Origin of the sequence: Pseudomonas sp. Seg1 (genome assembly GCF_018326005.1) — a bacterium.
Taxonomy (GTDB): domain Bacteria; phylum Pseudomonadota; class Gammaproteobacteria; order Pseudomonadales; family Pseudomonadaceae; genus Aquipseudomonas.
In genome coordinates this window covers 5515820-5542500 of record NZ_AP021903.1, presented here as the reverse complement: position 1 = coordinate 5542500, position 26681 = coordinate 5515820, and the positions used below count along the sequence as shown (strand labels likewise).

Annotated in this window: 18 protein-coding genes, 2 rRNA genes and 1 pseudogene; 11 read left to right on the top strand and 10 right to left on the bottom strand. The window is 59.0% G+C overall.

Annotation, left to right across the window (positions count from 1 at the left end):
* The first annotated feature begins 14 nt into the window (after positions 1–14).
* The 5 genes from KI231_RS24845 (at position 15) to KI231_RS24825 (ending at position 6906) form a co-directional block, all read left to right on the top strand.
* A 23S ribosomal RNA gene (locus tag KI231_RS24845) occupies positions 15–2908 on the top strand.
* A 169-nt stretch (positions 2909–3077) separates the two neighbouring features.
* Positions 3078–3193 (top strand): 5S ribosomal RNA (gene rrf, locus KI231_RS24840).
* A 147-nt stretch (positions 3194–3340) separates the two neighbouring features.
* Positions 3341–4000 carry a paraquat-inducible protein A gene (locus KI231_RS24835; RefSeq protein ID WP_103306038.1) on the top strand — a complete coding sequence of 220 codons (660 nt, stop codon included), beginning with the start codon at positions 3341–3343 and terminating at the stop codon, positions 3998–4000.
* Positions 3987–4610, top strand: a complete 624-nt coding sequence (locus KI231_RS24830; RefSeq protein ID WP_103306039.1) for a paraquat-inducible protein A — start codon at positions 3987–3989, stop codon at positions 4608–4610. The genes KI231_RS24835 and KI231_RS24830 overlap by 14 nt, the downstream gene beginning before the upstream one ends.
* The gene (locus tag KI231_RS24825; protein ID WP_213026595.1) at positions 4603–6906 is read left to right on the top strand and encodes a PqiB family protein; all 2304 of its coding nucleotides are present in this window, start codon (positions 4603–4605) and stop codon (positions 6904–6906) included. The genes KI231_RS24830 and KI231_RS24825 overlap by 8 nt, the downstream gene beginning before the upstream one ends.
* Before the next feature lie 137 nt (positions 6907–7043).
* On the opposite strand, the gene mksF is transcribed toward KI231_RS24825, so the two are convergent.
* The 3 genes from mksF to mksB are packed head-to-tail and all read right to left on the bottom strand — an operon-like array spanning position 7044 to position 11849.
* The gene (gene mksF / locus KI231_RS24820; protein WP_103306041.1) at positions 7044–9884 is read right to left on the bottom strand and encodes an Mks condensin complex protein MksF; all 2841 of its coding nucleotides are present in this window, start codon (positions 9882–9884) and stop codon (positions 7044–7046) included.
* The gene (mksE, locus tag KI231_RS24815) at positions 9881–10582 is read right to left on the bottom strand and encodes an Mks condensin complex protein MksE (RefSeq protein WP_053123840.1); all 702 of its coding nucleotides are present in this window, start codon (positions 10580–10582) and stop codon (positions 9881–9883) included. Before mksE ends, mksF begins: the two co-directional genes overlap by 4 nt.
* Positions 10572–11849, bottom strand: a complete 1278-nt coding sequence (gene mksB, locus KI231_RS24810) for an Mks condensin complex protein MksB (RefSeq protein WP_213026594.1) — start codon at positions 11847–11849, stop codon at positions 10572–10574. The genes mksE and mksB overlap by 11 nt, the downstream gene beginning before the upstream one ends.
* 233 nt (positions 11850–12082) lie before the next feature.
* Here mksB and KI231_RS24805 point away from each other — a divergent pair, with 233 nt between their 5' ends.
* Positions 12083–12829 carry an energy transducer TonB gene (locus tag KI231_RS24805; protein ID WP_213028838.1) on the top strand — a complete coding sequence of 249 codons (747 nt, stop codon included), beginning with the start codon at positions 12083–12085 and terminating at the stop codon, positions 12827–12829.
* Positions 12822–13274, top strand: coding sequence for a ribosomal protein S18-alanine N-acetyltransferase (gene rimI / locus KI231_RS24800; RefSeq protein WP_007961522.1), 453 nt, complete (start codon positions 12822–12824; stop codon positions 13272–13274). The genes KI231_RS24805 and rimI overlap by 8 nt, the downstream gene beginning before the upstream one ends.
* 123 nt (positions 13275–13397) lie before the next feature.
* Here the strand turns inward: rimI and KI231_RS24795 are convergent, their stop codons facing one another.
* Positions 13398–13802, bottom strand: coding sequence for a serine kinase/phosphatase (locus KI231_RS24795; RefSeq protein ID WP_103306044.1), 405 nt, complete (start codon positions 13800–13802; stop codon positions 13398–13400).
* Between the two features lie 139 nt (positions 13803–13941).
* Here KI231_RS24795 and can point away from each other — a divergent pair, with 139 nt between their 5' ends.
* The gene (gene can, locus KI231_RS24790; RefSeq protein ID WP_003228196.1) at positions 13942–14586 is read left to right on the top strand and encodes a carbonate dehydratase; all 645 of its coding nucleotides are present in this window, start codon (positions 13942–13944) and stop codon (positions 14584–14586) included.
* Between the two features lie 20 nt (positions 14587–14606).
* On the opposite strand, the gene KI231_RS24785 is transcribed toward can, so the two are convergent.
* The 6 genes from KI231_RS24785 to KI231_RS24760 form a co-directional block, all read right to left on the bottom strand.
* Positions 14607–15131, bottom strand: a complete 525-nt coding sequence (locus KI231_RS24785) for an SET domain-containing protein-lysine N-methyltransferase (RefSeq protein WP_103306045.1) — start codon at positions 15129–15131, stop codon at positions 14607–14609.
* A gap of 182 nt (positions 15132–15313) precedes the next feature.
* The gene (locus KI231_RS24780; RefSeq protein WP_213026593.1) at positions 15314–16516 is read right to left on the bottom strand and encodes a hypothetical protein; all 1203 of its coding nucleotides are present in this window, start codon (positions 16514–16516) and stop codon (positions 15314–15316) included.
* 119 nt (positions 16517–16635) lie between these two features.
* Positions 16636–18330 (bottom strand): acid phosphatase, encoded by a 1695-nt coding sequence (locus KI231_RS24775; RefSeq protein WP_213026592.1) that lies wholly within the window; start codon positions 18328–18330, stop codon positions 16636–16638.
* A 98-nt stretch (positions 18331–18428) separates the two neighbouring features.
* Positions 18429–20156, bottom strand: a complete 1728-nt coding sequence (locus KI231_RS24770; protein ID WP_213026591.1) for a J domain-containing protein — start codon at positions 20154–20156, stop codon at positions 18429–18431.
* Between the two features lie 11 nt (positions 20157–20167).
* Complete coding sequence (locus KI231_RS24765) at positions 20168–21865, bottom strand: molecular chaperone HscC (protein WP_213026590.1); 1698 nt, start codon at positions 21863–21865, stop codon at positions 20168–20170.
* A gap of 188 nt (positions 21866–22053) precedes the next feature.
* Positions 22054–23472, bottom strand: coding sequence for a short-chain fatty acid transporter (locus tag KI231_RS24760; protein WP_099757186.1), 1419 nt, complete (start codon positions 23470–23472; stop codon positions 22054–22056).
* A 310-nt stretch (positions 23473–23782) separates the two neighbouring features.
* Here KI231_RS24760 and KI231_RS24755 point away from each other — a divergent pair, with 310 nt between their 5' ends.
* The 3 genes and pseudogenes from KI231_RS24755 to KI231_RS30445 all read left to right on the top strand — a co-directional run bounded on the left by KI231_RS24755 (position 23783) and on the right by KI231_RS30445 (position 26529).
* Positions 23783–25096, top strand: a complete 1314-nt coding sequence (locus KI231_RS24755; RefSeq protein ID WP_213026589.1) for an MFS transporter — start codon at positions 23783–23785, stop codon at positions 25094–25096.
* A 116-nt stretch (positions 25097–25212) separates the two neighbouring features.
* Positions 25213–25941, top strand: a pseudogene (locus tag KI231_RS30450) (PAS domain-containing protein); the annotation flags it as partial.
* Positions 25921–26529 (top strand): methyl-accepting chemotaxis protein, encoded by a 609-nt coding sequence (locus KI231_RS30445; RefSeq protein WP_395602956.1) that lies wholly within the window; start codon positions 25921–25923, stop codon positions 26527–26529. The pseudogene KI231_RS30450 and the gene KI231_RS30445, both read left to right, overlap by 21 nt.
* Positions 26530–26681: the final 152 nt, after the last annotated feature.

The following is a 26681-nucleotide window of genomic DNA, read 5'->3' as shown; positions in this document are numbered from 1 at the left end:
GCTTGGGGTTATATGGTCAAGTGAAGAAGCGCATACGGTGGATGCCTTGGCAGTCAGAGGCGATGAAAGACGTGGTAGCCTGCGAAAAGCTTCGGGGAGTCGGCAAACAGACTTTGATCCGGAGATGTCTGAATGGGGGAACCCAGCCATCATAAGATGGTTATCTTGTACTGAATACATAGGTGCAAGAGGCGAACCAGGGGAACTGAAACATCTAAGTACCCTGAGGAAAAGAAATCAACCGAGATTCCCTTAGTAGTGGCGAGCGAACGGGGACTAGCCCTTAAGTGGCTTTGAGATTAGCGGAACGCTCTGGAAAGTGCGGCCATAGTGGGTGATAGCCCTGTACGCGAAAATCTCTTGGTCATGAAATCGAGTAGGACGGAGCACGAGAAACTTTGTCTGAATATGGGGGGACCATCCTCCAAGGCTAAATACTACTGACTGACCGATAGTGAACTAGTACCGTGAGGGAAAGGCGAAAAGAACCCCGGAGAGGGGAGTGAAATAGATCCTGAAACCGTATGCGTACAAGCAGTGGGAGCAGACTTTGTTCTGTGACTGCGTACCTTTTGTATAATGGGTCAGCGACTTATTTTCAGTGGCGAGCTTAACCGAATAGGGGAGGCGTAGCGAAAGCGAGTCTTAATAGGGCGTCTAGTCGCTGGGAATAGACCCGAAACCGGGCGATCTATCCATGGGCAGGTTGAAGGTTGGGTAACACTAACTGGAGGACCGAACCGACTACCGTTGAAAAGTTAGCGGATGACCTGTGGATCGGAGTGAAAGGCTAATCAAGCTCGGAGATAGCTGGTTCTCCTCGAAAGCTATTTAGGTAGCGCCTCATGTATCACTGTAGGGGGTAGAGCACTGTTTCGGCTAGGGGGTCATCCCGACTTACCAAACCGATGCAAACTCCGAATACCTACAAGTGCCGAGCATGGGAGACACACGGCGGGTGCTAACGTCCGTCGTGAAAAGGGAAACAACCCAGACCGTCAGCTAAGGTCCCAAAGTTATGGTTAAGTGGGAAACGATGTGGGAAGGCTTAGACAGCTAGGAGGTTGGCTTAGAAGCAGCCACCCTTTAAAGAAAGCGTAATAGCTCACTAGTCGAGTCGGCCTGCGCGGAAGATGTAACGGGGCTCAAACCATACACCGAAGCTACGGGTATCATCTTCGGATGATGCGGTAGAGGAGCGTTCTGTAAGCCTGTGAAGGTGAGTTGAGAAGCTTGCTGGAGGTATCAGAAGTGCGAATGCTGACATGAGTAACGACAATGGGTGTGAAAAACACCCACGCCGAAAGACCAAGGTTTCCTGCGCAACGTTAATCGACGCAGGGTTAGTCGGTCCCTAAGGCGAGGCTGAAAAGCGTAGTCGATGGAAAACAGGTTAATATTCCTGTACTTCTGGTTATTGCGATGGAGGGACGGAGAAGGCTAGGCCAGCTTGGCGTTGGTTGTCCAAGTTTAAGGTGGTAGGCTGAGATCTTAGGTAAATCCGGGATCTTAAGGCCGAGAGCTGATGACGAGTTATCTTTTAGATGACGAAGTGGTTGATGCCATGCTTCCAAGAAAAGCTTCTAAGCTTCAGGTAACCAGGAACCGTACCCCAAACCGACACAGGTGGTTGGGTAGAGAATACCAAGGCGCTTGAGAGAACTCGGGTGAAGGAACTAGGCAAAATGGCACCGTAACTTCGGGAGAAGGTGCGCCGGTGAGGGTGAAGGACTTGCTCCGTAAGCTCATGCCGGTCGAAGATACCAGGCCGCTGCGACTGTTTATTAAAAACACAGCACTCTGCAAACACGAAAGTGGACGTATAGGGTGTGACGCCTGCCCGGTGCCGGAAGGTTAATTGATGGGGTTAGCTAACGCGAAGCTCTTGATCGAAGCCCCGGTAAACGGCGGCCGTAACTATAACGGTCCTAAGGTAGCGAAATTCCTTGTCGGGTAAGTTCCGACCTGCACGAATGGCGTAACGATGGCGGCGCTGTCTCCACCCGAGACTCAGTGAAATTGAAATCGCTGTGAAGATGCAGTGTATCCGCGGCTAGACGGAAAGACCCCGTGAACCTTTACTATAGCTTTGCACTGGACTTTGAATTTGCTTGTGTAGGATAGGTGGGAGGCTTTGAAGCGTGGACGCCAGTTCGCGTGGAGCCATCCTTGAAATACCACCCTGGCAACTTTGAGGTTCTAACTCAGGTCCGTTATCCGGATCGAGGACAGTGTATGGTGGGTAGTTTGACTGGGGCGGTCTCCTCCTAAAGAGTAACGGAGGAGTACGAAGGTGCGCTCAGACCGGTCGGAAATCGGTCGTAGAGTATAAAGGCAAAAGCGCGCTTGACTGCGAGACAGACACGTCGAGCAGGTACGAAAGTAGGTCTTAGTGATCCGGTGGTTCTGTATGGAAGGGCCATCGCTCAACGGATAAAAGGTACTCCGGGGATAACAGGCTGATACCGCCCAAGAGTTCATATCGACGGCGGTGTTTGGCACCTCGATGTCGGCTCATCACATCCTGGGGCTGAAGCCGGTCCCAAGGGTATGGCTGTTCGCCATTTAAAGTGGTACGCGAGCTGGGTTTAGAACGTCGTGAGACAGTTCGGTCCCTATCTGCCGTGGACGTTTGAGATTTGAGAGGGGCTGCTCCTAGTACGAGAGGACCGGAGTGGACGAACCTCTGGTGTTCCGGTTGTCACGCCAGTGGCATTGCCGGGTAGCTATGTTCGGGAAAGATAACCGCTGAAAGCATCTAAGCGGGAAACTTGCCTCAAGATGAGATCTCACTGGAACCTTGAGTTCCCTGAAGGGCCGTCGAAGACTACGACGTTGATAGGTTGGGTGTGTAAGCGCTGTGAGGCGTTGAGCTAACCAATACTAATTGCCCGTGAGGCTTGACCATATAACACCCAAGCAATTTGCTTGCTTCGAGCTGAAAGGCGAAAGAGCACCAGATTGCGGTGTGTGAAGACGAAACGAACCGAAAGTTCGATGTTCACAAACACCGACAGCTGTCACATACCCAATTTGCTGAAGCGAGGCCATCTGGCCACGACTCAGTACCCGAATTTCTTGACGACCATAGAGCGTTGGAACCACCTGATCCCATCCCGAACTCAGCAGTGAAACGATGCATCGCCGATGGTAGTGTGGGGTTTCCCCATGTGAGAGTAGGTCATCGTCAAGATTAAATTCCGAAACCCCAATTGCGAAAGCAGTTGGGGTTTTGTTTTGCCCGTAGAAAAGTTTTACTCGCGACAGCGAACAAATTTGCACAGTTATTTTCGAATCAGAACACTAGAATAGCCCCACCTTTTTCGGAGTCAGAGCCTTTATGTCAGATCCGGTTGGCGCCCAAGGGCTGTCAGATTTACCGCTGGAAGACTTGGTGGCCTGTCACGAGTGCGACCTGCTGATGCGCAAACCAACACTTGCTCATGGCGAAAAAGCCCTCTGCCCACGCTGCGGTTACGAGCTGTATGCCCATCGCCATAATGTGGTGCAGCGCAGCCTTGCCCTGGTCATCGCCGCATTGCTGTTGTACATCCCGGCAAACTTTTTACCAATCATGCAGCTCAATATTCTCGGACAATCTTCGCAGGATACGGTCTGGAGCGGCGTGCTCGGTCTGTTCAACACTGACATGCAGGGCGTTTCGATCGTCGTATTCCTGTGCAGCATGGCGATACCGCTGCTCAAGTTGCTCTGCCAGTTGTTCGTTTTACTGACAATTCGCTTCAATGTCGGCCGCAGCTATGGTCTGTTGCTCTACCGCATTTACCACCACCTCAGAGATTGGGGGATGCTCGAGGTCTACCTCATGGGCGTGCTGGTGGCGATCGTCAAACTGGCGGACATGGCGGCCATCACCGTCGGCCTCGGCCTGGTGTGTTTCATCGGTTTGTTGTTGGTCCAGGTCTGGCTGGAAGTGGTGATGTCACCGCATCAGATCTGGCAGGCATTATCGGGAGAGGATGCTCATGCGGGCGATTGATGCGGGCATTTTGATTTGTACTGAATGCCACGAATTGAACAGGCAGGAAGAGGGCAGCGACGAACAAACCTGCACCCGCTGTGGGGCTCTCGTTCACCCGCGCCGCCCAAACAGTCTGACCCGAACCTGGGCTTTGCTGATTACCGCGGCAATTATCTACATTCCGGCCAACGTCCTGCCGATCATGACTGTCAGTTCTTTGGGGCAGGGTGATCCGAGCACCATCATGTCCGGGGTGATTCAACTGGTGCAGCACGGGATGATTCCGATTGCCGCCGTGGTGTTCATCGCCAGTATTCTGGTGCCGACCTTCAAACTGGTCGGTATCGCGCTGTTGCTGTTCTCGGTGCAACGACGCCAGCCGCTGTCTGCGCGTCAACGCATCTGGATGTACCGTTTTATCGAGTTCATCGGCCGATGGTCGATGCTCGATATATTTGTGATCGCCATTCTGGTGGCGGTCGTCAACTTCGGCCGGCTTGCCAGTGTCGAAGCCAATCTTGGCGCCATCGCCTTCGCCACTGTGGTGATTCTGACGATGCTTGCCGCAGTAACTTTCGATCCCCGACTGATTTGGGATAACACGGAGTCGGACGACGACCATGACTGATTTGCCTGTAGCGAAAACCCGACCGGCCTCGAACTGGTCTGCCATTTGGGTACTGCCTTTGATCGCATTGATCATCGGTGGCTGGCTCGGCTGGCGTGCCTACTCCGAAACCGGCATCGAGATCCAGGTGCGCTTTGAAAGCGGCGAAGGCATCCAGGCCAACAAGACCGAGGTCATGTACAAAGGAATGTCGGTCGGTAAGGTCAAAGCGCTAAAACTCGACGATGAGGGCAACTCCAAAGGGGTCATCGCCACCGTCGAGATGAATAAAGATGTCGAGCAATACCTCAAGACCAGCACGCGCTTCTGGCTGGTTAAGCCGAGCGTGACCCTGGCCGGTATTACCGGGCTGGAAACTCTGGTTTCGGGCAACTACGTAGCCATCAGCCCCGGCGAAGGCGAGCCGACGCGCAAGTTCAAGGCGCTGGCCGAAGAACCGCCGCTGTCGGACTCCAAACCTGGTTTGCACTTGACGATCAAGGCTGATCGTCTCGGTTCGCTGAATCGGGGCAGTCCGGTGTTCTACAAGCAGATCAAGGTTGGCCAGATCAAAAGCTACGTGCTTTCGGAAGACCAGAGCACCGTTGAGCTCAAAGTATTCATCGAGCCGACCTACGCCAAACTGGTGCGCAAACACACGCGATTCTGGAATGCCAGCGGCATCAGCATCGATGCCAACCTGTCCGGCGTAAAAGTGCGCAGCGAGTCGCTCGCCAGTATTGTCGCCGGCGGTATCGCTTTCGCCACGCCGGAGAACCGCAAGGACAGTCCACCGACCGATCCAAGCCTGCCGTTCCGTCTCTACGAAGACTTCGACGCCGCCGCCGCCGGTATTCGCGTGAAGGTCAAACTCAGTGACTTTGAAGGGCTACAGGCCGGGCGCACCCCGGTGATGTACAAAGGCATTCAAGTCGGCAACATGAAAGCGCTGAAAGTCGATCCTGACCTGAACAGCGCCACCGCCGAGCTTACCCTTGATCCATTGGCCGAGGACTATTTGGTCGATGGCACGCAGTTCTGGGTGGTCAAGCCGTCGATTTCCCTGGCCGGTATCACTGGACTGGAAGCCTTGGTGAAGGGTAACTACATCGCTGTACGCCCGGGCGACAAAGGTGCAGCACCGAAACGCGAATTCGAGGCCCGGCCGAAAGCGCCGCCGCTGGATCTGCGCTCGCCGGGCTTGCACCTGGTGCTGTTCACCGATGTCCTTGGCTCGATCGATGTGGGCAGTCCGATTCTGTACAAACAGGTCAAGGTCGGTTCGGTGCAGAGCTACCAGTTCTCCAAGACCAAGAAGCAATTGGTCATCGGCGTGCACATCGATAAGGAATACGAAAACCTGGTCAACGCTTCGACCCGTTTCTGGAATGTCAGCGGTATCACGCTGACCGGCGGTTTGACTGGCGGCATTCAGGTGAAGAGCGAATCGCTGCAAACGCTGATGGCCGGCGGCATCGCCTTCGAAACGCCACAAGCCAAGGCGCCATTGCAGAAGCGCATCCCGCGTTTCCGCCTGTTCGCCAACCATGACGAGGCCAATCAAAAAGGCGCTTTGGTGACGATCAAAGTCGATCGTGCTGACGGCTTGCGCAGCGGTACGCCGGTGCGTTTCAAGGGGCTGGATGTCGGCAAGATCGAAAGTGTTGATCTGACTGACGATCTGCAATCGGTGATCCTCACGGCGCGCATCACCGAAGTGCCGGAGAAGATTGCCCGCGTTGGCAGCCAGTTCTGGGTGGTCAAGCCGGAGTTGGGTTTGATGAAGACGTCGAACCTGGAAACGCTGGTGACCGGGCAATACGTCGAAGTGCAACCGGCGGCGAAGAATCTTGGCCCACAGAAGAACTTCGTGGCCTTGGCCAATGCGCCGGAAGTGACCAAGCAAGAGGCGGGGTTGAGTCTGGTCTTGAGCGCTGCCCGTCGCGGCTCGCTGAAACCGGGCGTGCCGGTGACTTACCGTGAAATCACCGTGGGCAAGGTCACCGGTTATGAACTGGGCCAGACTGCCGACCGGGTACTGGTACACATTCTGATCGAGCCGAAGTACGCACCGCTGGTGCGCAGCGGCAGCCGTTTCTGGAATACCAGCGGTGTCGGTTTCGACATCGGCTTGTTCAACGGTTTGACCGTACGCACGGAGTCGCTGGAAACGGCGATTCAGGGCGGTATTGCTTTCGCTACGCCAGATGGCGAGCGCATGGGCAACCCGGCGCGGGCCGAGCAGACATTCCCGTTGTTCGACAAGTTTGAAGATGAGTGGCTGACCTGGGCGCCGAAGATTCCGCTCGGTAAGTAAATCCTGCGGTGTCCGTAAGGATGCCATCGCTGGCTTGCCAGCGATGAGGCCCGCAAAATCAGCACAAACCTCAAGCCATAAAAAAGGGCCGCGATCCCATCAGATCGCGGCCCTTTTTTGTCTTCAGCTAAAGCCGATCAAACCTCATCCAGCTCCGGCTCATCCGCTTCCACATTGACGGTCGCCTTCACCACATCATGGCGGCGGATGTATTTCCAGTCCGCCTCGTCGATGTAGATTCCCGCCGGGCCACTGCCGCCCTCCAGGTCGATGGCGACACTGGCGCAGACCTGTGGCTTCACACTTGCCAGAATCGGCACGAAGCCCAGTTGCAGGCTGGTTTCCAGCAGCGCGGCCTGGTTCTTCTCGTCGATATCCGCCGCCTCGTCGAGGTAGTACGGCAGGCGCACACGGCCGGCCAGATCGCGGTCCATCAAGTGCAGCAACAAGTACATGTTGGTCAGCGCCTTGATGGTCATCGTCGTACCGTTGGACGCCGCGCCGTCGATGTCGGTGTGGATGACCGGCTGACCGTTGACCTTGGTGATCTCAAATGCCAGTTCGAACAAGTCCTTGAGACCGAGCTGGTTGTGGTTCGCCGCCACCAGCCGTGCCAGATATTCCTTGGCCTCTTCGTTCTTGTTGTCCTGCTCGGCGCTTTGGCTGAGGTCGAACACCGACAGGGTTTCGCCTTCTTCGTACTGGCCGGCGCTGTGGATGATCTGGTCGATGTGCTTGAGCGCTTCCTTGTTCGGCGCCAGCACAATGCGGAAGCTCTGCAGGTTGGACACCTGACGCTTGTTGATCTCGCGGTTGAACAGCGCCAGTTGATGCTCGAGGCTGTCGTAGTCGCTACGGATATTGCGCAGGGTGCGGGCGATGTCGGTGACGGCCGCGCGGCGGGCTTTGCCCAGCGTCAGCGCTTCGTCGGTACGGTGAGCGTAAGCGTTGATCAGCAGTGACAGACGGCGCTCCATATCGTCTTCGCTGTCGAACTTGGCCACGCCTTTGAGGCGCACCTGCGCGTACAGCGCTTCGATCTGGCCATCGGCACGCAGCAGACCCTGCCAACTGTCCTGATAATCGTTGAGCAGCGGCAGCAGGTTGTCCATCGAATCGTCGACCGGATCCATGAACGGCGTACCGAACGGCAGGTCTGCCGGCAACAGCTGACGACGACGCAGGGCATCGTCGAGGGTGCGTTGCTTGGCTTCCATGTCGGCAATTTGCCGGCCGACCAGTTGCAGCTTCGCCGACAGTTGCTGGACGCGCTCGGTGAACGCATCGCTGGAACGCTTGAGTTCGTCCTGCGCCGCTTCCATCTGCGCCAGTTGCTCGAGCTTGTCGCCTTCTTCGGCGCTCAGAGTCTGCGTGCGGCGGAAGTCTTCCAGAGCTTTCTGCGCATCCAGCACCTGCTGGTACAGCGCTTCGGTCTGGGTCTTGCTCGCGGCACGGTCGGCAGCCACGGCTTGCTGGGTTTTCAGTTGCTTGAGTTCTTTTTCCAGACGCTCTTTCTGATCGCGCAATGCGGCGCGGTCGGCCAGCGCTTGCAGGGCCGGCGGCTCGATGTGCGAGATGTCGATCGACAGGCCCGGGACTTCGAAACGCTCGCCCTTGAAGCCATCAAGAATCAGCTCAACCGATTTCACCCACTGGCCATCCTCGTCGAGGGTGATGCCGTGTTCGCCCAGCGGCAGGCTGAACAGCGCACTGTTGAACAGGCGCATCAAACGTTCAACGTCCTGTTGCGAAAACTCTTCGCGCAGACGGGCGTAGCTGTTGTTGTCAGCGTGATCGAGTTGCTGCTTGACCGACTTCAGGCGTTTTTCCAGATCGCGCAGGCGCTCTTCCAGATCCTCCGCACTGAACTGACGCGATTGCGCCAGCGCACCGGCCAGTTCGTCGTGGGCGTCTTTGGCCGCGAGCAATTGTTGCTCCAGCACTTTGACGTCGTCGACCAGCGCGAAGCGGTTCTTCAGCACCGATAACTCGCCGAGCCAGCGCTGGATGCCGGAAATTTCCCGCTCCAGACGCATCAACTCCTGAGTGCCCCCGCGTTGATCGTTTTGCAGGCTGTCCTGCTCGCCACGGTAGTGGTCGGCTTGAATCGTCAGTTCTTCCTTGCGCGCACTGGCGTAGTCCGACCAGGTGCCGAGCAAGGAATCGAGCAGCGGCGACAGGCGATGCAGTTTGCCGCGCAGTACGTCGCGCTGTTTCACGCCGTTGGCCAAGGCTTCAACCAATGGACCGGCAGCGACCAGCGAGTTGTAGTCCTGCTCCATCCGACGTACATCGCGGAAGGCTTCTTCGCACGCGGCGATGTAATCGACGCTGCCGGAACGCAGGCTGTGTTCGAAAGCATCGAGGAACAATTGCTTGAGCTTGGCCGCAGTGATTTCGCGCATGTGCAGCAGGTTGATGAACAGCGCGCGGAAAGTCTTCAGGCTCTGCTCGCTGGTGGAGCGCAGCGGGATCAGCGTCAGGTCCAGCGGGATCGACGTGTGACCGCCAACCAGCAATCGACGCAGTTCATCAGGCTTCAGTTCGTAGGCTTTCAGGCCTTCTTTCTCAAGGTTGCTGAACAGCTCTTTCTGGCGCAGGCAGGTGTCGTTCTTCTGGTAATGGGCCAGGTCGAGCTTGCCGGCATAGGCGAAGAACTGGTGACCGAAACCACCACCCGGGCCACGACCGACCACGCCAATCACGTGTGGGCCGTGCGGCAGGTTCACTTCGACAAGGATGTAGCTGGTGTCGGAGGCGAAGTAGAAGCGCCGCGATTGTTCGAGGCTGTACTTGCCGAAACTCATGTCCGACATGCGCGCCAGAATCGGGAACTGCAAGGCGTTGATCGACGCCGATTTACCGAGGTTATTCGCGCCGTAAACCGACAACGGTTCTTCCAGCGGGAACAGACCGAGGCTGTAACCGGCAGTGTTCAAAAGGGCAAAGCGGCGGATGCCGTAGCGTTCCTGGCTCATGCGTCGGACTCCTGTTCTTCGGCAATGGCGCGGGCCAGAGCGTCTTCTTCGCTTTCTTCGTCAAATTCGCTGAGATCGAGCGGATCGTCGGTTTCGAGGAATTTCGCTTCGGCTGCTTCGTCGATCAGCACCGGCGCCGGCAGTGGCAATACGCTGTGCACGCTGGCCGCCAGATCGCGGTCTTGCTGCACCGACAGGCACACATCGAGGAAACGGTGCATCGGCGGCAGGAAACGGTAAACGCCGTTTTCTTCGCCAGCGAAACCCAGTTGAGTCATGCGGCGCATGATCTTTTCTTCGAGTTCTTCAACCGTTTGCACTTCGGCCTGAATAAACAGGTCGCGGTATTTCTCCAACAGCGATGGCAACTCTTCGCGGCCGAGGCTACCGCCATCGAGCACGGCGATCGGGTCGCGGCCCTGATCAGCCAGATGCTCGACGAGGATGAAAGTGAACAGCGCCAGACGCTGGGCAGTCTTGTTCACCGCCGCAGCGGCCATGTCCGGCACGAAGTAGTAGAAGCCACGGGTGTCGCAGACCAGTTCAAAACCCAGCGCCTTGAACAGCGTGCGGTACTGATCCTGGAAGTTCGACAGTTGCGCGTACAGCTCCGGGTCGCGGCGGCTGACGTGGTAGCCCTTGAACAACTCGCGGAAAATCGGCGCGAGTTGCGACAGTTCGGAAAGATCAAGATGCATGTGGGATGCTCGCAGAATCCTCGGCGGCGGTGTCGCTGGCCGAGAGCAGGGCGAAGGAGCGCAGGCTGACCTGGTGCTCGTGAGTGTGGTATTCGCGGCGTTCCAGACGCTCGCGCTTGAAACGTTTTTCCCGCGACAGGCGCGAGAACCAGTAAAGCAATTCGTCGGTGGCGCCGTCCGGTTCCTGTTCCAGCAGCCAGGTCATCAGGTCCGGCATCGGCAGCGATTCTTCGCAACGGTCGACCATCTCGCGCACGGTGCGTGGCGCGCGTGGGGCTTCGCCTTTCTGCGTCTTGTGCGCCTTGGGGAAACGCGCCGGTTTCGGCTCGAAACGCGCCAGGGCGTAAACGTAGGCTTCGACCTGACTGGCGCTGCCGAGGAAGGTGCTCTGCGGGCGGGTAAACAGCGGCATCGCCGCTTGCGGCACGGCATCAATGCCTTTGCGGCGAATCGCCGCCAGCGCCAGCGCGGCACCACGGGTCACGGCGTTATGCCGGCGCGCTTCTTCACGCAGTGGCAGCAGCAGTTCGCGGGCATGACGCAAAGTCAACTGGGCGCTGGTTTGCATTTCGAGGATGCGCGCGTGGGTGCGCAGCAGCATGTCGTCATCGACCAGATGGCCGAGGCGTTGCTGTTCGCTGAGCATCTTCAGCAATACCGTTTCGACCTTGCGCACGCCTTGTTCGAAAGCGCCGTCGGCATTGACCAGATCGATCATCGGCTCGACGTATTCGTCCCAGGTCGCCAACACTTCGGCGTAGCGCTGGCGCAATGGAATCTGCCGGTCGCTGGTCTTGGCGCGTTCGGCCACAGCCACCAGCGCCTGTTCGTCATTGTCGAGCTTCTTCAAAACATCGCGTACGCGCATGTCGAGCAAGCGCAACTGACGGGCCAGGTCGTGGCCGTCGCGGACGTCGAACGCGTCCTGGATATAACCCGCCAGACGCTCGAGGTGGCGCAGATAGGCTTCGATCTCCAGGCACAGGCCCAAGCGGTGCTCACGACGCAAGTAGGCGAGGAAGTCGTGAATCTGCGCGTTCAGCTCGAATCGGTTCGGGCTTTTCGCCACCGGAATCAGAATATCCAGGCGAATCCACACGTCGAGCAGGCTGGTGATGTCCTGCGGCGTGCTGTCCAGTTGTTGGGCGGCCAGTTGCGTGCGCAGTTCGTTGAGGCTCAGGGTGCCTTGGTCGAAGTGCTCGCACAGTGGCTCCAGAAGTGCCCAGTGTTCAGCGAGGGCGCGCAAGACGCGCTTGGGTTCGATCATCGGAATGGCCGGCTGGTTGGCGATTAAAAGCCGCGATTGTACTGCATCACGAAGGCTGCAATTCACTCTCGGGACGGGCTGCTGTTTTTTCCAGGGTAAAGAGCATTGGTCAAGGCTATCGATCAACAGCAAGCGATCTTGAGCGAAGGGCGGTAGAATCAGCGCTCTTTCAGTTATCCACAAGTGGCCGACCTTTGCTTATCGAGTCTCGCCGCCGCGCCTATTTGAACGCCATGCAGGTGGTCAATTGGCTGCCGCGCACCGAATTGCCCTTCGCCGCACCGTCGCGGCCCGAGCTGCTGGACATGCCCGAGCCCGAGGTAGAAGCGCCGGTTTTGCTCGCACCTCAGGCTGAAACGCCCGTGCAGCCTGCCGCGCGTCCAAATGAACGGCCAAAGATCGAAGTGCCGCGCCCTTCGCTGGCCAGTACGCGAACCAACGCCAAACCGGTGGAAGAGGCCGACGACACACCCGTTGTGGCTAAGCCTGCGCCGGTACCGCCACCGCGTTTCGCTCTGCAATTGCTGCGTGCCGGGCGTTGCCTGCTACTGGTCGAGTTACCCACAGGCGAGCCGTTCCAGAGCCGCGATCCCGCCTATCTGCTGCTTAAAGACATGCTGCGCGCCGCCGGTCTGCCGGATGCGCCACAAATCGTCGGCGAGCCGGTGCGCTGGCCGTGGCTCAATCGCGGCACCATGGACCAAGGCCCGGAGGCGGCGCGCGACTTCGTCCAGGGTTTTCTCTCGGTACAGATGGAAGCGGCGCCGTGCGCTTGCCTGTGGCTGATCGGCCTGCCGGCGGTGCGCTTTGCCGGTGAGGCGGACGCCGAAGCGTTCAATCGTGAATTGCAGATCGAAGGTCTGGGCTCGGCCTGGGCCATTCCCGGTCTGGAGTTGTTAATGGAAGAGCCACAGCGCAAGGCCGCTGTGTGGCAAGCCATGCGTCGGCTGATGGCGCGCTGGAAACAATCGAATGAGTGAAGCTGTATCGTTCCGCCCGATGACCGAGGCGGACCTGGACGCTGTATTGAAGATCGAATATGCGGCGTACAGCCATCCGTGGACCCGCGGGATTTTTCTCGACGGGCTGGGCAAATACCAGATCTGGCTGATGTTCGAAGGTCAGCAGCAGGTCGGCCACGGCGTGGTGCAGATCATTCTCGATGAGGCGCATCTGCTCAACATCACGGTCAAACCGGAGAATCAGGGGCGCGGGCTGGGGCTGACCTTGCTGGAGCATCTGATGTCGCGGGCGTATGCAGCTGAAGCTCGCGAGTGCTTTCTCGAAGTGCGTGACAGCAATACAGCTGCGTTCAAGTTGTATGAGCGTTATGGCTTCAACGAAATTGGCCGGCGCCGGGATTATTATCCGGCTGTTGGCGGGCGCGAAGATGCCGTGGTCATGGCCTGCACGTTGGTCGATTAAAAAGTTAAAGCATCGCGGGCAAGCCCGCTCCCACAGGTATCGCGTCGAGCACATCATCTGCGTACGACTCCAATCACTGTGGGAGCGGGCTTGCCCGCGATAGCGATCTATCTGAAACGATGATCAGCGGTTGCCATCCAGCGGATCGCGCCGCGCCAGTTCAGCCTCATCCAGGCCATTGCCGCCGCCGATGTCATCTTCATCGACCAAGCTCAGATCCCAGTCCGCCGGATTGTCTTCGCCAGCCTCCTCGGCATCCCGCGCGCCATCTTCATGGATCAGGGTTTCCGGGCTCAAGTCATCGTCGGTAGGTTCATGATCAGCGGTCGATGCGCCGGTAAGCCCGGCCTCACGCACGCGCTCATCGGGCATCAATTGTTCGCGTTCCCGCTCCGGAATCTCATCGCCAATCTTCGCGCTGGGCTCTTCGTCGTCGAAATCCAGCTCGTGCACCGATCCCATGCGGTCTTCGTTATCATCGATGGGCTCCGGTTGCACCGCATCGTAAGGGCGTCGTGAATCAGTCATGGCAAATCCTCATAGTGTGGGCCTTACTAGGTGGACTCACCCGGCACACGAGAATTCCAACGAAAACACTTGCGATCCTTTCGTGACCCCGACCGACGGTCGTCTGTCAAAGCTGCGCATCTTTCTTGAGGCCTTACATATGCACGACTTACAAGACCTGATTGATAACAACGAGCGTTGGGCTGACGCGATCACCAAGGAAGACCCGGATTTCTTCGCCAAGCTGGCGCGTCAGCAAACGCCTGAGTATCTGTGGATCGGCTGTTCCGACGCACGGGTGCCGGCCAATGAAATCGTCGGCATGTTGCCGGGCGATCTGTTCGTACACCGTAACGTCGCCAACGTGGTGCTGCATACCGACCTCAACTGCCTGTCGGTGATCCAGTACGCGGTGGACGTGCTCAAGGTCAAACACATTCTGGTGACTGGTCACTACGGTTGTGGCGGTGTGCGTGCGTCGATGCAGGACCGTCAGTTCGGCCTGATCGATGGCTGGCTGCGCTCGATCCGCGACCTGTACTACGAAAAGCGCGAGGAACTGGCCAAGTTGCCGACCGAAGAAGAGCAGGTCGATCGTCTGTGCGAACTCAACGTGGTCCAGCAAGTGGCCAACGTTGCGCACACCAGCATCATTCAGAACGCCTGGCATCGTGGGCAGAGCCTGTCGATCCACGGCTGCATCTACGGCATCAAGGATGGCCGCTGGAAAAGCCTGAACACGACCATCAGCGGTTTCGAGCAATTGCCGCCGCAATACCGTTTGCGTCCGGTAGGTGCGTTGTAGCCTGAATCTGAAAGCACTGCTCAACCCAGGCCATGGCCGCGCCAGCGTTGCAGATAATGCTGACCTTCAAGGGTGGGTGGTTCGTTGTAACCGGTGATCCACCCACGGCAGCGCGAAGAACCGCAACCGCAGGCGAACTGGCGTAGCAGTTTGTCTTCGGTGGCGGCGTAATCCATGGTCAGCCGCTCGCCCCTGTGGATATCTTTCAAGGCCCACAGCCAGAGTTCGCTCATGTCGAGAAACACGTTCGGGTCGCAGGCGTGTTCGAGCAATCCACAAAAGCGTGGATCGTAGATATGGATGCCGGTCAGCAGTTGTCGGGTCTGGCGACAGCGGTAGGGCAGCAGTTGTCCCGACACCCGGCACATGCGGCTGGTATGCAGAAATTCCCGGCGCGCCGCGACCCCGGTTGGGGTGGCGTACTCATCGTGGAGGATTTCAAAGTCGGCGAAGGAGGGAAAGCCCAGCCGTACGGGTAACCCTGCGAACGGGTAAATGCCCTCGGTATCGTGAGGGACGGATCCTGCAAACGCGTGGGTATTCATAACAATCCTTGTTGGAAGATGCTGCGACTTCCTTGCACTGACGTCCTGTCAGTTCTGCAACATGGCTGTTTGGATCCAATCCTGTCGTAAAAACTATTGCCACGTCTACTGTCAGATCTGACAGGCGAAATAGACGCTTTCCCGTGTCAGTGATGACTGACACGGGAATGGTGCTTGAGCGGTTACAGGTGCGGAGCGGGCACCGCGGTGTCTGGCATCGGCGCCTTCAGCTGCTGCAGCTGCGCTTTGATCGGCGTGGTCGCGCATTTGGCGGCGGCCTGTTCCGGCGTCAGGTTGCGGATTGAGGTGTAGAACAGCTCGCAGGTTTTCGCTTTTTGCGTGACTTGCCAGGTCTGCGTGCAGTTGCTGAGGGTGGTCTGCGCGTTGCTGCCTGGTCTGCTGCCCATATTGGCTTGCCAACAGGCGGCGCTCAAATCCTGGCCCATGACTTTCAGGCCGGCGGCGTCAGCTTTGGCCTGTGCATCGTCGCCGGTATAGCTTTTCGGGTCGGCGGCGTACCAGATGTAACTCGGATGGTTCGATCCCAGCACCGGCACGTTCACGCCCGCGCTCGGGCTGATGGTCGCCAGGCCCAGTACGCTGACCGTCGGCCCGTATTGCTGCTTGATCCAGTTCCGTACCGGCGCGCCGAAAGCCACCATCGGCAGTGTCTTGCCGCTGGAGGTTTGGCTGAATTGTTTGACCAGCGTGGTCTGGTAGTCCTTGAAGTAGTCATAAACGCCTTCCAGATCACTGCCGGCGCTGGCGGGCGCGGCGATCGGCGCTATGTCGATGATGGTCTGATAGGCCGGGGTCTGCCCGGCGGGGATGCCATTGACCGTCAACAGCGTGGCCCACCGGTCGGTGGTGTTTGAACGCAGATAATCCTGAGCCTGGGTCAGCGAGTAATCCGGCGGGAAGTGCAGCAATTCGACACTTTTGCGATTTTCCAGGGCCATGCCCAACGGCAGGAACAGATACCAGCTGTACGCCCATTTGCCGTCGGCGTTGAGTTTGCTGGCGCCGGCGTAAGCGAGATCACCGGCATCGAGCAGCGCGGACAGCGGTTTGTCGTAACCGGCCGGCACGCCGCTGATTTTGGCGTAGAGCTGGTCGTTGTCGTTTTTCACTAGCACTTTGGCATTGGCATAACCGTCGCGTTGCACGCTCTGGCTCAGGTAATGCGCGACGGTCTGCTCCAGCGTCCAGTTGCGAAAGCAGATCACGCTGCAGTTGTTGGGGTAGGCGAAGAGGCGGGTGACGCGTTCGGTGCTGCCCAGTTTCAAGTCGACATCGGCGTGGGCGGCCGCGCTCAGCGTGAGCGCGGCGAGGGCCAGTGCTGTGGGGGCCAGTGTTGTGGGAATCAGTCCTGCGAGTTTGAACATGCTCAGATCCTTTTCAGCGTGGTTCCCCGCGGGGCGGGGGGCGCCTCATAGTGGATCAGCCGTGTTGCACAGAAAAGCCGTCATTCACAGAAATTTGCGCCACACCGCAGAACGCGTCCTCAGGCCCGAAAATGCAGGGCGTTGGTCAGATCGCCCATGGGTTTCTGGCCACGGGCTATCATCGCCTCGTCACGCTGCTTGAGGCCGTTGAGGGTCTCAAGCTGGAACACTCGGGTGATCAACCGCAGGATCGACGCCGTGTCGTAAATTGTGTGATCCACCGTGCCCTTGCGCGCAAACGGTGACACCACCAGAGCCGGCACCCGCGATCCCGGGCCCCAGCGGTCGCCCTTGGGCGGCGCGACGTGGTCCCACCAGCCGCCGTTTTCGTCGACCGTGACGATCACCACCATGTTTTTCCACTGCGGACTTTCGCGCAGTACCTTCAGCGCACGGACGATATGCCGGTCACCGGAGGCGACATCGGCGTAACCGGCGTGCATGTTCAGGTTGCCCTGCGGTTTGTAGAAGCTCACGGCCGGTAGCTTGCCGGCCTCGGCGTCGGCGAAAAACCTGTTGGTACTCGACTCGTCACCCAAACCGGCGTCGCGCAGGCGTTTATTGCGCTCGTCCGGGTTTTCCGGGCCTTGCTGCTTGAAGTAGTTGAACGGCTGATGGTGATACTGAAAGTTCGGAATCTTGGGAATGCCACCGGAGTCCTTGTATTGCTCCAGCGTTGCCTGCCATGCCCCGGCGTACCAGGCCCAATCGATGTTCTTCTTCGACAGTTTGTCGCCGATGTGTTCGTGGGTCTGCGGCACCATGACGTTGGGCAGATCCGGTTTGGAATACGCCGGACGCTCCGGGTCGCGAATCCAGGTGGGCCAGTAGGGCGGGGCGAGGGTGTTGACGCCAAAACCGTCTGGGGTCAGCGCACTCGGGCCGAACTGCGGCGGGCCGGTCATGGCGCTGGCCGGTGATTGTTCCAGCGGCTTGAGTCGCGAGTCGGCCGGATCAGCACTTTGCAGGGTGGCGATCTGCGACTTGGCGACAGAATTGGCAGCGTCAGGGTAGAACGGCGCGGTGGCGCTGATCAGGTATTGGTGATTGAGGAATGAGCCACCGAAGGCGCCCTGGAAAAAGTTGTCGCACAACACGAATTCCTGAGCGACATCCCACAGCCGCAGGGAATAGCGGCTCTGGGCGTAGTGGCCCATGGTCAAGCCACCGGAGTCGGCCCAGGCGACGAAGCCATCGTTCTTGCCGCCATTGATCTGCATTTGGTTCTGATAGAACACGTGCCACAAATCGCGAGTCACCAGGCCGAACGGCAAGTCTTCGCCGTTCGGGCCTTTGAGGGCGAATGGCGCGTTGGGCAGGTTTTCCTGAAACTGTGTGGCGCTGGGATAGGTCACGCCATCGAGCGTTTGCGGGCCGATTTGCAGCACACCGCCCCAGGCCGGCGGCAGGGTTTGCAGCACGCTGCCATCGCGGTCGCGTTGCTGATAGTCGTCAGGCTTGAGCGCCGACAGTGGCTTTTCGACGCCGGGGAAATCGCCGAACAGGTTATTGAAACTGCGGTTCTCGGCGTAGATCACCACCACGGTTTTCACCTGATCGCGCAGGGCTTTGTCCAGCTCGGCGGGCGTCAGCGGGCGCTCGGCCGGTTTGCCGGATTGGTCACTGGCGTTGCCGCATCCGGCCAGCGTCGCGCCAACACCGAGCACCGCGACGCCACCGAGGAAGCGGCGGCGACTGGTGTCGGTGGGGGTTTCGGATTCAGGTGCGTCAGTGCCATCTGTTTCGTCTTTCATCTATCAGCCCGCTCAGCTTAATTGTTTCAGTATGTTTCGGGCGGACGCTAACAAGTGAATATGACGGCTAGGTGACAGTGTGTCGGCTCGCGGTATACCTAGCCGGGCATGAGCGAGTTGAGCGAGTAACCTAGCCGGCTGGCGGCCGTAATCGCCGTCATGACGACCAGAACCACCAATTGCAAAGGACTGAAATGCGCCCAATGCAGCGCTGTCAGCCATGGGCGCCGGCTGCTGAGTTCCGGGTCGAGCGAACCAATACGCCGTTTATGCACCAGGCCGATCAGCATCACTGTGACGTAAGTCAGTGCCCCGAGCGGCCCGAGCAACAGAGAAAACAGCAGCACCATGACCACCTGTGGCACCCCGTGACGTATTACCAGCCAGCGGGTGTCAGGGTTCCATTGGCGTGGAATCAGTCCTTCGGTAAGCCATAGATCCGCAACGATCACGTGGGATGTAAGCACTACCCACCAACTCAGTGCAAAGCGGAAAAACCATACGGGTACACAGGCAAATGTCATCGGAATGAAGATAAGGTTTGCGGCTGTTCTGTTCTCTAAACCCAGATAGAACAGGCTCAGCGCCAACGCGATGGCGGCCCACACCCGTACCCAGGTTTCGGCGGCGATGGGACGTGGAAAAAAGCGCCGCCAGTAAAAAGCGTCGGCGTAGGGCAATCGTGCGAGCAGTGCCGGGAAACGCCACGTGAGTTTTTCCGACAGATCGTGGCAGGCCTGCCATTCATTCTGACCAAACTCGTCGATGAGTTTCTTCTGTTGTCCGGGCTTCATCGGGTTGATCAGCATATGCGCCGCTTGCACGTCGGCAGCCCAGGTGCGATCGCTTTCAGCCTTGGCCCGCAGATTGTCGTAGAAGCTTTCCTGATCGCAGCGTTCGATCAACGCCTCCCAGAGCCAGTCCGGTTGCGGGTGCAGACGTTTGTTGTGATCCCAGCCGAACAGCTGGCCGATTCGGTCGAACAGCGGCACGCTCCACTCGCTGTCGTTGAGCAAGTACAGCAGGCTTTGCTGCCATTGTTCGCGGCGATCGAAAACCTGTAGCCACGGTTGGGCGCTGTAGCGTTTGAGCACGTTGAGGAATTCGCGCTCGCTCTGGCTTTCCAGCAGCGCTTGCAGGGTGTTTCGGTAATCGGCCATCAGGCTCTCGGCGAGCCCGTCACGCTGACGATCATTCATCAGCACGTCTTGCCACGGCCCCAACCATCCCAGTTGCTCGACGGCCCAGTGCAGCACCGGAGCGCGCAGCTGCGGCTGTTCAAAACACAGTTGCAGCAACAGCCTTTCGAACGCCTTGGCGCAGCCTTGCTGTTGCGCCTGATCCCAACGCTCGTCGAGGTTGTCTGGCGACAGGCCTTCGAGCAGTTGCTGTGCGGCTTGCGTTTCAACAGCGTGCGCATCTACATGCCTGTCCGCGGCCATGGGCTCGACACGTAGAACCTCGTCCTTTTCGGGCGGCACGAACGGCTCCGGGGCGGCCGGGCTGACGGGCGGAAACTCAGGGGCGGCAACATCCCATGGCTGGTTTTGCAGGTGGCTGTGTTTGTTTGCCAGCGCAGCATCGAGTGCCAGCGCGGCAAAAGTGCTGGAGGCCGTGGCCACGGCGACGTCTTCTTCGTCCGCAGGCTCAGCGTTTTCAAGGCGCCACCGGGCAATCGCCAACGCTTGTTCGTAGGCTTCGCGCAAACGCTGGAAACCCTCGGCATCCTCATCGGGGCGGAAGGTTTTCAGCAGACGCGCATAGGCGCGTTTGATGTCGCGGGCTTCAGCGTCATCGGGCAGGTGCAGCACCGACCAGCAATCCATGGCCAGGCTCCTTATTGCCACGGAGTGCGATCAAGTTCGCTCAGGCGTCGGCTCAAGTCGGTGCGCACTTCACGGATCTGGCGTTCATCCTGAGAGTCGAGCGCGATCTGGAATTGCTTGGCCCAATCGCCCATCAGATCACGCATATCGCCCAGGCTTTCCTGATAGAGGCGCTCCAGACGCGCACTCAACAGCGTGTTGACCTGCTGCTCGCGCGGATGAATTTTCAGTTGTGCGAGGTTTTGCAGGCGCTGCTGAATCTCTTCCGGTGTGAGCACGCCCGGGTTGTTCTCGATGACCAGCGAATGCTGTTGCCCGGTCAGGGGAATCTTTACCTGGGCTTCGAGCAGACCGTTGTTGTCGTAGGTGAAACGCACATCGAGAGCGACTTCGCCGGCCTTGCGTTTCGGCACCTTGATGTCCAGTTCGCCGAGTGCCACGTTGTCTTTGACCAGGCGGCTTTCGCCCTGAAAGATGCGCACGACCACCTGTTCCTGATTGTCGTGCAGGGTGTACACGGTTTTCACCCGACTGACCGGGACGATGCTGTTGCGCTCGATGATCGGCAGGTAATGGCCGCTCTCATAGTTACGGCCGACCTGTGTGGAGGTCTCTATGCCCAGGGTGTAGGAGCAGACATCGGTCAGCACCACTTCTTCAAGCGCAGCGGCGCGAGCCTTGAGTGCCGCTTGAATCGCCGCGCCCTGTGCCACGACCTGATCCGGGTCGAGGGTGATCGACGGGAAGCGGCCGAACAGCCCGGCAGCGAGTTTGCGCACCAGCGGCATGCGCGTGGTGCCGCCGACTAACAGAATTTCGTCCAGATCGCTGACGCGGATACGCGCATCGCGCAGCGCCCGCTCAATCGGCGCACGCAGGCGTTCGAGCAGCGGCATGTACAGCGTTGCCAACTGTTGCTGGGTGATGGTTTGCGTCCACTGCCGCTCACCGAGCTGCAAGCGGAATTCGGCGCTGTCGTCCTGGCCCAGCGCCTTGCGCACGCGTTCGGCCTCGCGACGCAGCGGCTGGATGACGCTGCTGCGCTCAGGGAAGTCGGCGGCCGAACGGTGCTGGCTGATGAAGTGCTCCAGCAGCACCGTGTCGAAGTCTTCGCCACCGAGGAAGTTGTCACCGGCGCTGGCGCGCACTTCCATGACCCCTTCGAACAGCTCCAGAATCGACACGTCGAACGTGCCGCCACCGAGGTCGAAGACCAGGAACGAAGTTTCCTTGTCGCGCTGGTGCAGTCCATAGGCGAGGGCAGCGGCGGTTGGTTCGTTGATCAGCTTCTCGACCTTCAGCCCGGCCAGTTCGCCGGCGATGCGCGTGGCTTTGCGTTGAGCGTCGCTGAAGTAGGCCGGGACGCTGATCACGGCTTCGGTGACGGTTTCGCCATAGGCGCGTTCAACGTCTTCTTTCAGACTCTTGAGCACCAGCGCGGACAGCTCTTCCGGGCGAAACGCCTTGTCGGCCAGATACGTTTGCGTGGCGCTGCCCATGTGGCGCTTGAACAGCGACGCGGTCAGGCGCGGATGCGTGTGCAGACGCTCGCGCGCCGCCTGACCCACCAGAATCCGGCCCTGATCATCCAGGCCGACAACGCTCGGTGTCAGGAACTGACCCAGGGCATTGGGCACCAACTCGGTGGCATCGCCACGCCAGACGGCGACCAGGCTGTTGGTGGTTCCCAGGTCAATCCCTACGATCATTGCAACGAACTCCCTTTGCGCTTGGTAAAAAATGGAAACATTTATGGGCGCGCAGAATATTACCGAGGGAGCGATGCGGTAAAGCAGGATGATGGCTCTGAGCCATTATTTGCGACAGGCAGCCCGACACAGGGCTGTTTCAGGAGAAAAGTGTGGGGCGCGGCCATCATGACTGCGCCCCGCTTGGGTTAAGGCATCACTGGCGGCGTATACGCCAGCGTCGTCCCCAACGCCCACAGCAACAGCAGCACCAGCGGCGTGTGCACCAGCAATTGCACAAAGGAGAATCCGATCAGGTCTCGCGCTTTCAGCCCGAGTACGCCGAGCAGCGGCAGCATGTAGAACGGGTTAATCAGGTTCGGCAGCGCTTCGGCCGCGTTGTAGATCTGCACTGCCCAGCCGAGGTGGTACTGCAGATCATTGGCGACCTGCATCACGTACGGCGCCTCGATAATCCACTTGCCGCCACCGGATGGAATGAAGAAACCGAGAATCGCCGAGTACACGCCCATCAGCAGGGCATAAGTGTCGTGGGAAGCGATGCTGACGAAGAACGTCGAGATGTGATGCGCGAGGGTTTGCGCATCGGCACCTTTGACGGTGGTCATCAGCGCGGCGATCGAGCCGTACAACGGGAACTGAATCAGAACGCCGGTCGTGGTGGGCACCGCGCGGGCCACCGCATCGAGAAAGCTGCGCGGGCGCCAGTGCAACAGCGCGCCGAGCATGATGAACAGGAAGTTGTAAGTGTTGAGCCCGGAAATCGCGGTGATCGCCGGTTTAGTCGAGAACTCGTGGAACAGCCATCCCGCCGCCAGCAGTACCAGCACGATGATCAGCAGCGGACTGTGTTCCAGCCACTCTCCCGGCCGCGTGCGCGGTTGCAGCGGCGGCAGGTTGAAGGCCGGGTCGATGCCGCAGGCCTTGGCATCACGCGCGGAGTTCGGCCCGGGGGCGGTGGCGTAGGCGATGATGATCGAGATCACGATCAGCGCCAGCAACATGACGCCGGACTGCCAGAGGAAAATCGTTTCGGTGAACGGAATCACCCCGGTGATCGACAGAATCGACGGCGGCAGGCTGGCGGGGTTGGCCTGCAACTGCGCGGCCGACGATGACAGACCCAGCGCCCACACCGCACCAAGGCCCAGATAGGCAGCGGCGCCAGCGGCGCGATAATCCATTTTCAGATCGGTGCGGCGGGCGAGGGCACGCACCAGCAAACCGCCGAACACCAGCGACAGGCCCCAGTTGAGCAACGACGCGACCATCGAAATCAGCGCGACCCAGGCCACGGCGGAGCGACCGTTTTTCGGGATGCGTGCCAGACGATCAATCAGTTTGACCGCGGGTGGCGAGCTGGCGACCACATAACCGCCGATCACCACGAAAGCCATCTGCATGGTGAACGGGATCAGGCTCCAGAACCCGTCACCGAAGGCCATCGCGGCATCGGTGGGTTTGGCGCCCATGGCCAAAGTGGCCAACGCAACGATAATGACGGCCAACGCGGCGAAGACCCAGGAATCGGGAAACCAGCGTTCGGCAAAGCTTGAACAGCGCAAGGCAAAGCGCGCAGAGCGGCTATCTTCGATATCAACGGCCACGGGAGTACCTCGGATTTTTATGGTTATTGTGGTCTTGCGGACGAATCACACATCCCCCCGTAGGAGTGAGCCTGCTCGCGATGGCGTCGAGTCAGTCGATACACCTGTTGAATGTAAAAACGCTATCGCGAGCAGGCTCACTCCTACAGGGTTTTGACTGTGGGATTCGCCAAGTCTCAACAGTAATTCAACTGCCAATGCTTTGTGAGCAGCTTTTGCAAAACCGGGACTATGGTCTAACGGGTTGTCCATCCGGCCATTTGCGTAGACCATGGGCGCCTTGGTTTTTTGCCTGCCAGAGTTCTTTGCCATGACTGCCCAAACCACGGCCAAACCTGCGCCGTTCAGCCGTTCCGACTACAAGACCCTCGGCCTTGCGGCCCTGGGCGGTGCGTTGGAAATCTACGATTTCATCATCTTCGTGTTCTTCGCCCTGACCCTCAGTCAGTTGTTCTTCCCGCCGGAAATGCCCGAATGGCTGCGCCTGCTGCAAAGCTTCGGAATTTTCGTCACCGGTTATCTGGCGCGGCCACTGGGCGGAATTCTGATGGCGCATTTCGCTGATCGTCTCGGGCGCAAGAAAGTCTTCAGCCTGAGCATCCTGATGATGGCGCTGCCGTGCCTGCTGATCGGGATCATGCCGACGTATGCCCAGATCGGCTATTTCGCGCCGCTGCTATTGCTGGCGCTGCGCATCCTGCAAGGTGCGGCGGTCGGTGGTGAAGTGCCGAGCGCCTGGGTGTTTGTCGCTGAACACGCGCCGACCGGGCATCGCGGTTATGCCTTGGGCTTTTTGCAGGCCGGACTGACCTTCGGTTACCTGATCGGTGCGCTGACCGCGACGTTCCTCGCGCAAGTCTTCACCCCGGCGGAAATCCTCGATTACGCCTGGCGCTATCCGTTCCTGCTGGGTGGCGTGTTCGGTGTGATCGGCGTCTATCTGCGCCGCTGGCTCAGCGAAACCCCGGTGTTCATGGCCATGGAAGCGCAGCGTGAAGCTCGGGTCGAACTGCCGCTGCGCACGGTGCTGCGCGAGCATCGGCTGGCGATGTTGCCGGCAATGTTGCTGACCTGCGTACTGACTTCGGCGGTGGTGGTGTTTGTGGTCATCACCCCGACCATGATGCAGAAAACCTTCGGCATGACCGCCAGCCATACCTTCGCCCTGAGCGCCTTGGGCATCGTTTTCCTCAATATCGGTTGCGTGATCGCCGGTCTCTTGGTCGATCGCATCGGTGCCTGGCGCACGGTCATGCTGTATAGCCTGCTGCTGCCGCTGGGCATCGCCGTGCTTTACGGCTGCTTGATCATGGGTGGCGATTGGGTCGGTCTGGCCTACGCCGTGGCCGGTCTGGCGTGTGGTGTTGTCGGTGCGGTGCCGTCGGTGATGGTCGGTTTGTTCCCGGCGCGCATTCGCGTATCGGGTATCTCCTTCACCTACAACATTGCCTACGCCGCGTGGGCGAGTATCACCCCGCTTTTGTTGATCGGTCTGATGCCGTGGAGTCCATGGATCTGCGTAATGTTCTGCGCGGTGATGGGCGTGGTGGGCATTCTCAGTGCGGCTTATTTCGGTTCGAAAATGCCGCGTACGGAGCAGTGTCAGGTGGCCGGGACTGCTTGAGCGCAATGGGCCCGAACTATTTTTGACTGATGAGTCTCAAGTGCTCTTCAGAAATGGTTTTCAAGGCCGATGGTTAGGCTGCATACCCGCTTTCTACCTGCCATCGGTGCTTTCCCATGTTCAACAAACGCTTGAAGCAAGAGCTGGCCGCTCTTCGTGAAGAACTCTCCAGCCTTCTGCAAGTGAAGGAAAGCCTGGAAAGCGAGATGCTGGTGCTGACCCTCGAACCCGATGGACGGATTCAGTCGGTCAACCAGAACTTCCTCACCGAGATGCTCTACAAGAGCCATGACCTGATTGGCCGTGCGCTTGAAGACATCGTGCCGGTTCACGTCAAATCCGACGAGTTCTACCGCCGCTTCAAGAGCGCCATGAGCCGAGGCGAGCATTTTGCCGGGGCCGTGCGCCTGTTGCGTGGTAATGGCGAAGAGGCCTGGCTGCGTTCGATCGCCCAGCCTGTGCGCTCTTCCGATGGACGCATCAAGCACATCTCGATCTTCTCCAGTGACCTGACCCGCACCATCGAAGCGTCCCGCGAGCACGAAAACCTGATCGGCGCACTGGTGCGTTCCACCGCGTTGATCGAGTTCGACCTCAACGGTAACGTGCTGAGCGCCAACGAGCGCTTCCTTAGTGGCATGGGTTATAGCCTGGCGCAGATCAAGGGCAAACATCACCGTATGTTCTGCACTCCCGAGGAGTACAACAGCGCCGAGTACCAGAACTTCTGGCGCCGCTTGAACAACGGCGAATTCGTGGCCGAGCGCTTCAAGCGAGTCGACAGCCATGGTCGTACCGTGTGGCTGGAGGCGTCCTACAACCCGGTGGTCGATGCCAACAACAAACTGTACAAAGTGGTGAAGTTCGCCACGGTGATCACCGATCAGGTCAACCGCGAACAAGCCGTTGCCGATGCGGCCAGCATTGCCTACAGCACCTCGCAACAAACTGACAGCACGGCGCAGCGTGGCACTACCGTGGTGACCGAAGCGGTCAACGTGATGCGCGACTTGTCGCGGCACATGCAGGCCGCCGGTGAAGGCATCGAAGCGCTGAACGAGCAATCGCTGGTGATCGGCACCATCGTCAAAACCATCAGCGGGATTGCCGAACAGACCAACCTGCTGGCGCTCAACGCCGCCATTGAAGCCGCCCGTGCAGGCGAGCAGGGCCGGGGGTTTGCGGTGGTGGCCGACGAAGTGCGGCAACTGGCGTCACGCACCAGCCAGGCGACCGAAGAGATTGTAGGTGTCGTGCGGCAGAACCAGGAAATGGCGCGTAACGCCGTGGCGCTGATGACCGACGGCAAGCTCCAGGCCGAGCAAGGGCTGGCGCTGGCGGCGGAGGCCGGTACGGTGATCGTCGAGATTCAGGATGGCGCGCAGAAAGTCGTGAATGCCGTCGGCCAGTTCGCCAATCAACTGTCCCACTGACCTGCACTAAACCTTGTAGGAGTGAGCCTGCTCGCGATAGCGGTGTATCAGTCAGCACAAATGTTGAATGTAAGACCGTGATCGCGAGCAGGCTCACTCCTACAAATTTGCGTTGGCGCTACAATCTGTTCCTTTTCCCCGGAGCAGATCCC

Coding starts and splice junctions, on each gene's coding strand:
- KI231_RS24835 (WP_103306038.1), top strand. CDS start 3,341: ATGTCAGATCCGGTTGGCGCCCAAGGGCTGTCAGATTTACCGCTGGAA.
- KI231_RS24830 (WP_103306039.1), top strand. CDS start 3,987: ATGCGGGCGATTGATGCGGGCATTTTGATTTGTACTGAATGCCACGAA.
- KI231_RS24825 (WP_213026595.1), top strand. CDS start 4,603: ATGACTGATTTGCCTGTAGCGAAAACCCGACCGGCCTCGAACTGGTCT.
- mksF (WP_103306041.1), bottom strand. CDS start 9,884: ATGAGCCAGGAACGCTACGGCATCCGCCGCTTTGCCCTTTTGAACACT.
- mksE (WP_053123840.1), bottom strand. CDS start 10,582: ATGCATCTTGATCTTTCCGAACTGTCGCAACTCGCGCCGATTTTCCGC.
- mksB (WP_213026594.1), bottom strand. CDS start 11,849: ATGATCGAACCCAAGCGCGTCTTGCGCGCCCTCGCTGAACACTGGGCA.
- KI231_RS24805 (WP_213028838.1), top strand. CDS start 12,083: ATGCAGGTGGTCAATTGGCTGCCGCGCACCGAATTGCCCTTCGCCGCA.
- rimI (WP_007961522.1), top strand. CDS start 12,822: ATGAGTGAAGCTGTATCGTTCCGCCCGATGACCGAGGCGGACCTGGAC.
- KI231_RS24795 (WP_103306044.1), bottom strand. CDS start 13,802: ATGACTGATTCACGACGCCCTTACGATGCGGTGCAACCGGAGCCCATC.
- can (WP_003228196.1), top strand. CDS start 13,942: ATGCACGACTTACAAGACCTGATTGATAACAACGAGCGTTGGGCTGAC.
- KI231_RS24785 (WP_103306045.1), bottom strand. CDS start 15,131: ATGAATACCCACGCGTTTGCAGGATCCGTCCCTCACGATACCGAGGGC.
- KI231_RS24780 (WP_213026593.1), bottom strand. CDS start 16,516: ATGTTCAAACTCGCAGGACTGATTCCCACAACACTGGCCCCCACAGCA.
- KI231_RS24775 (WP_213026592.1), bottom strand. CDS start 18,330: ATGAAAGACGAAACAGATGGCACTGACGCACCTGAATCCGAAACCCCC.
- KI231_RS24770 (WP_213026591.1), bottom strand. CDS start 20,156: ATGGATTGCTGGTCGGTGCTGCACCTGCCCGATGACGCTGAAGCCCGC.
- KI231_RS24765 (WP_213026590.1), bottom strand. CDS start 21,865: ATGATCGTAGGGATTGACCTGGGAACCACCAACAGCCTGGTCGCCGTC.
- KI231_RS24755 (WP_213026589.1), top strand. CDS start 23,783: ATGACTGCCCAAACCACGGCCAAACCTGCGCCGTTCAGCCGTTCCGAC.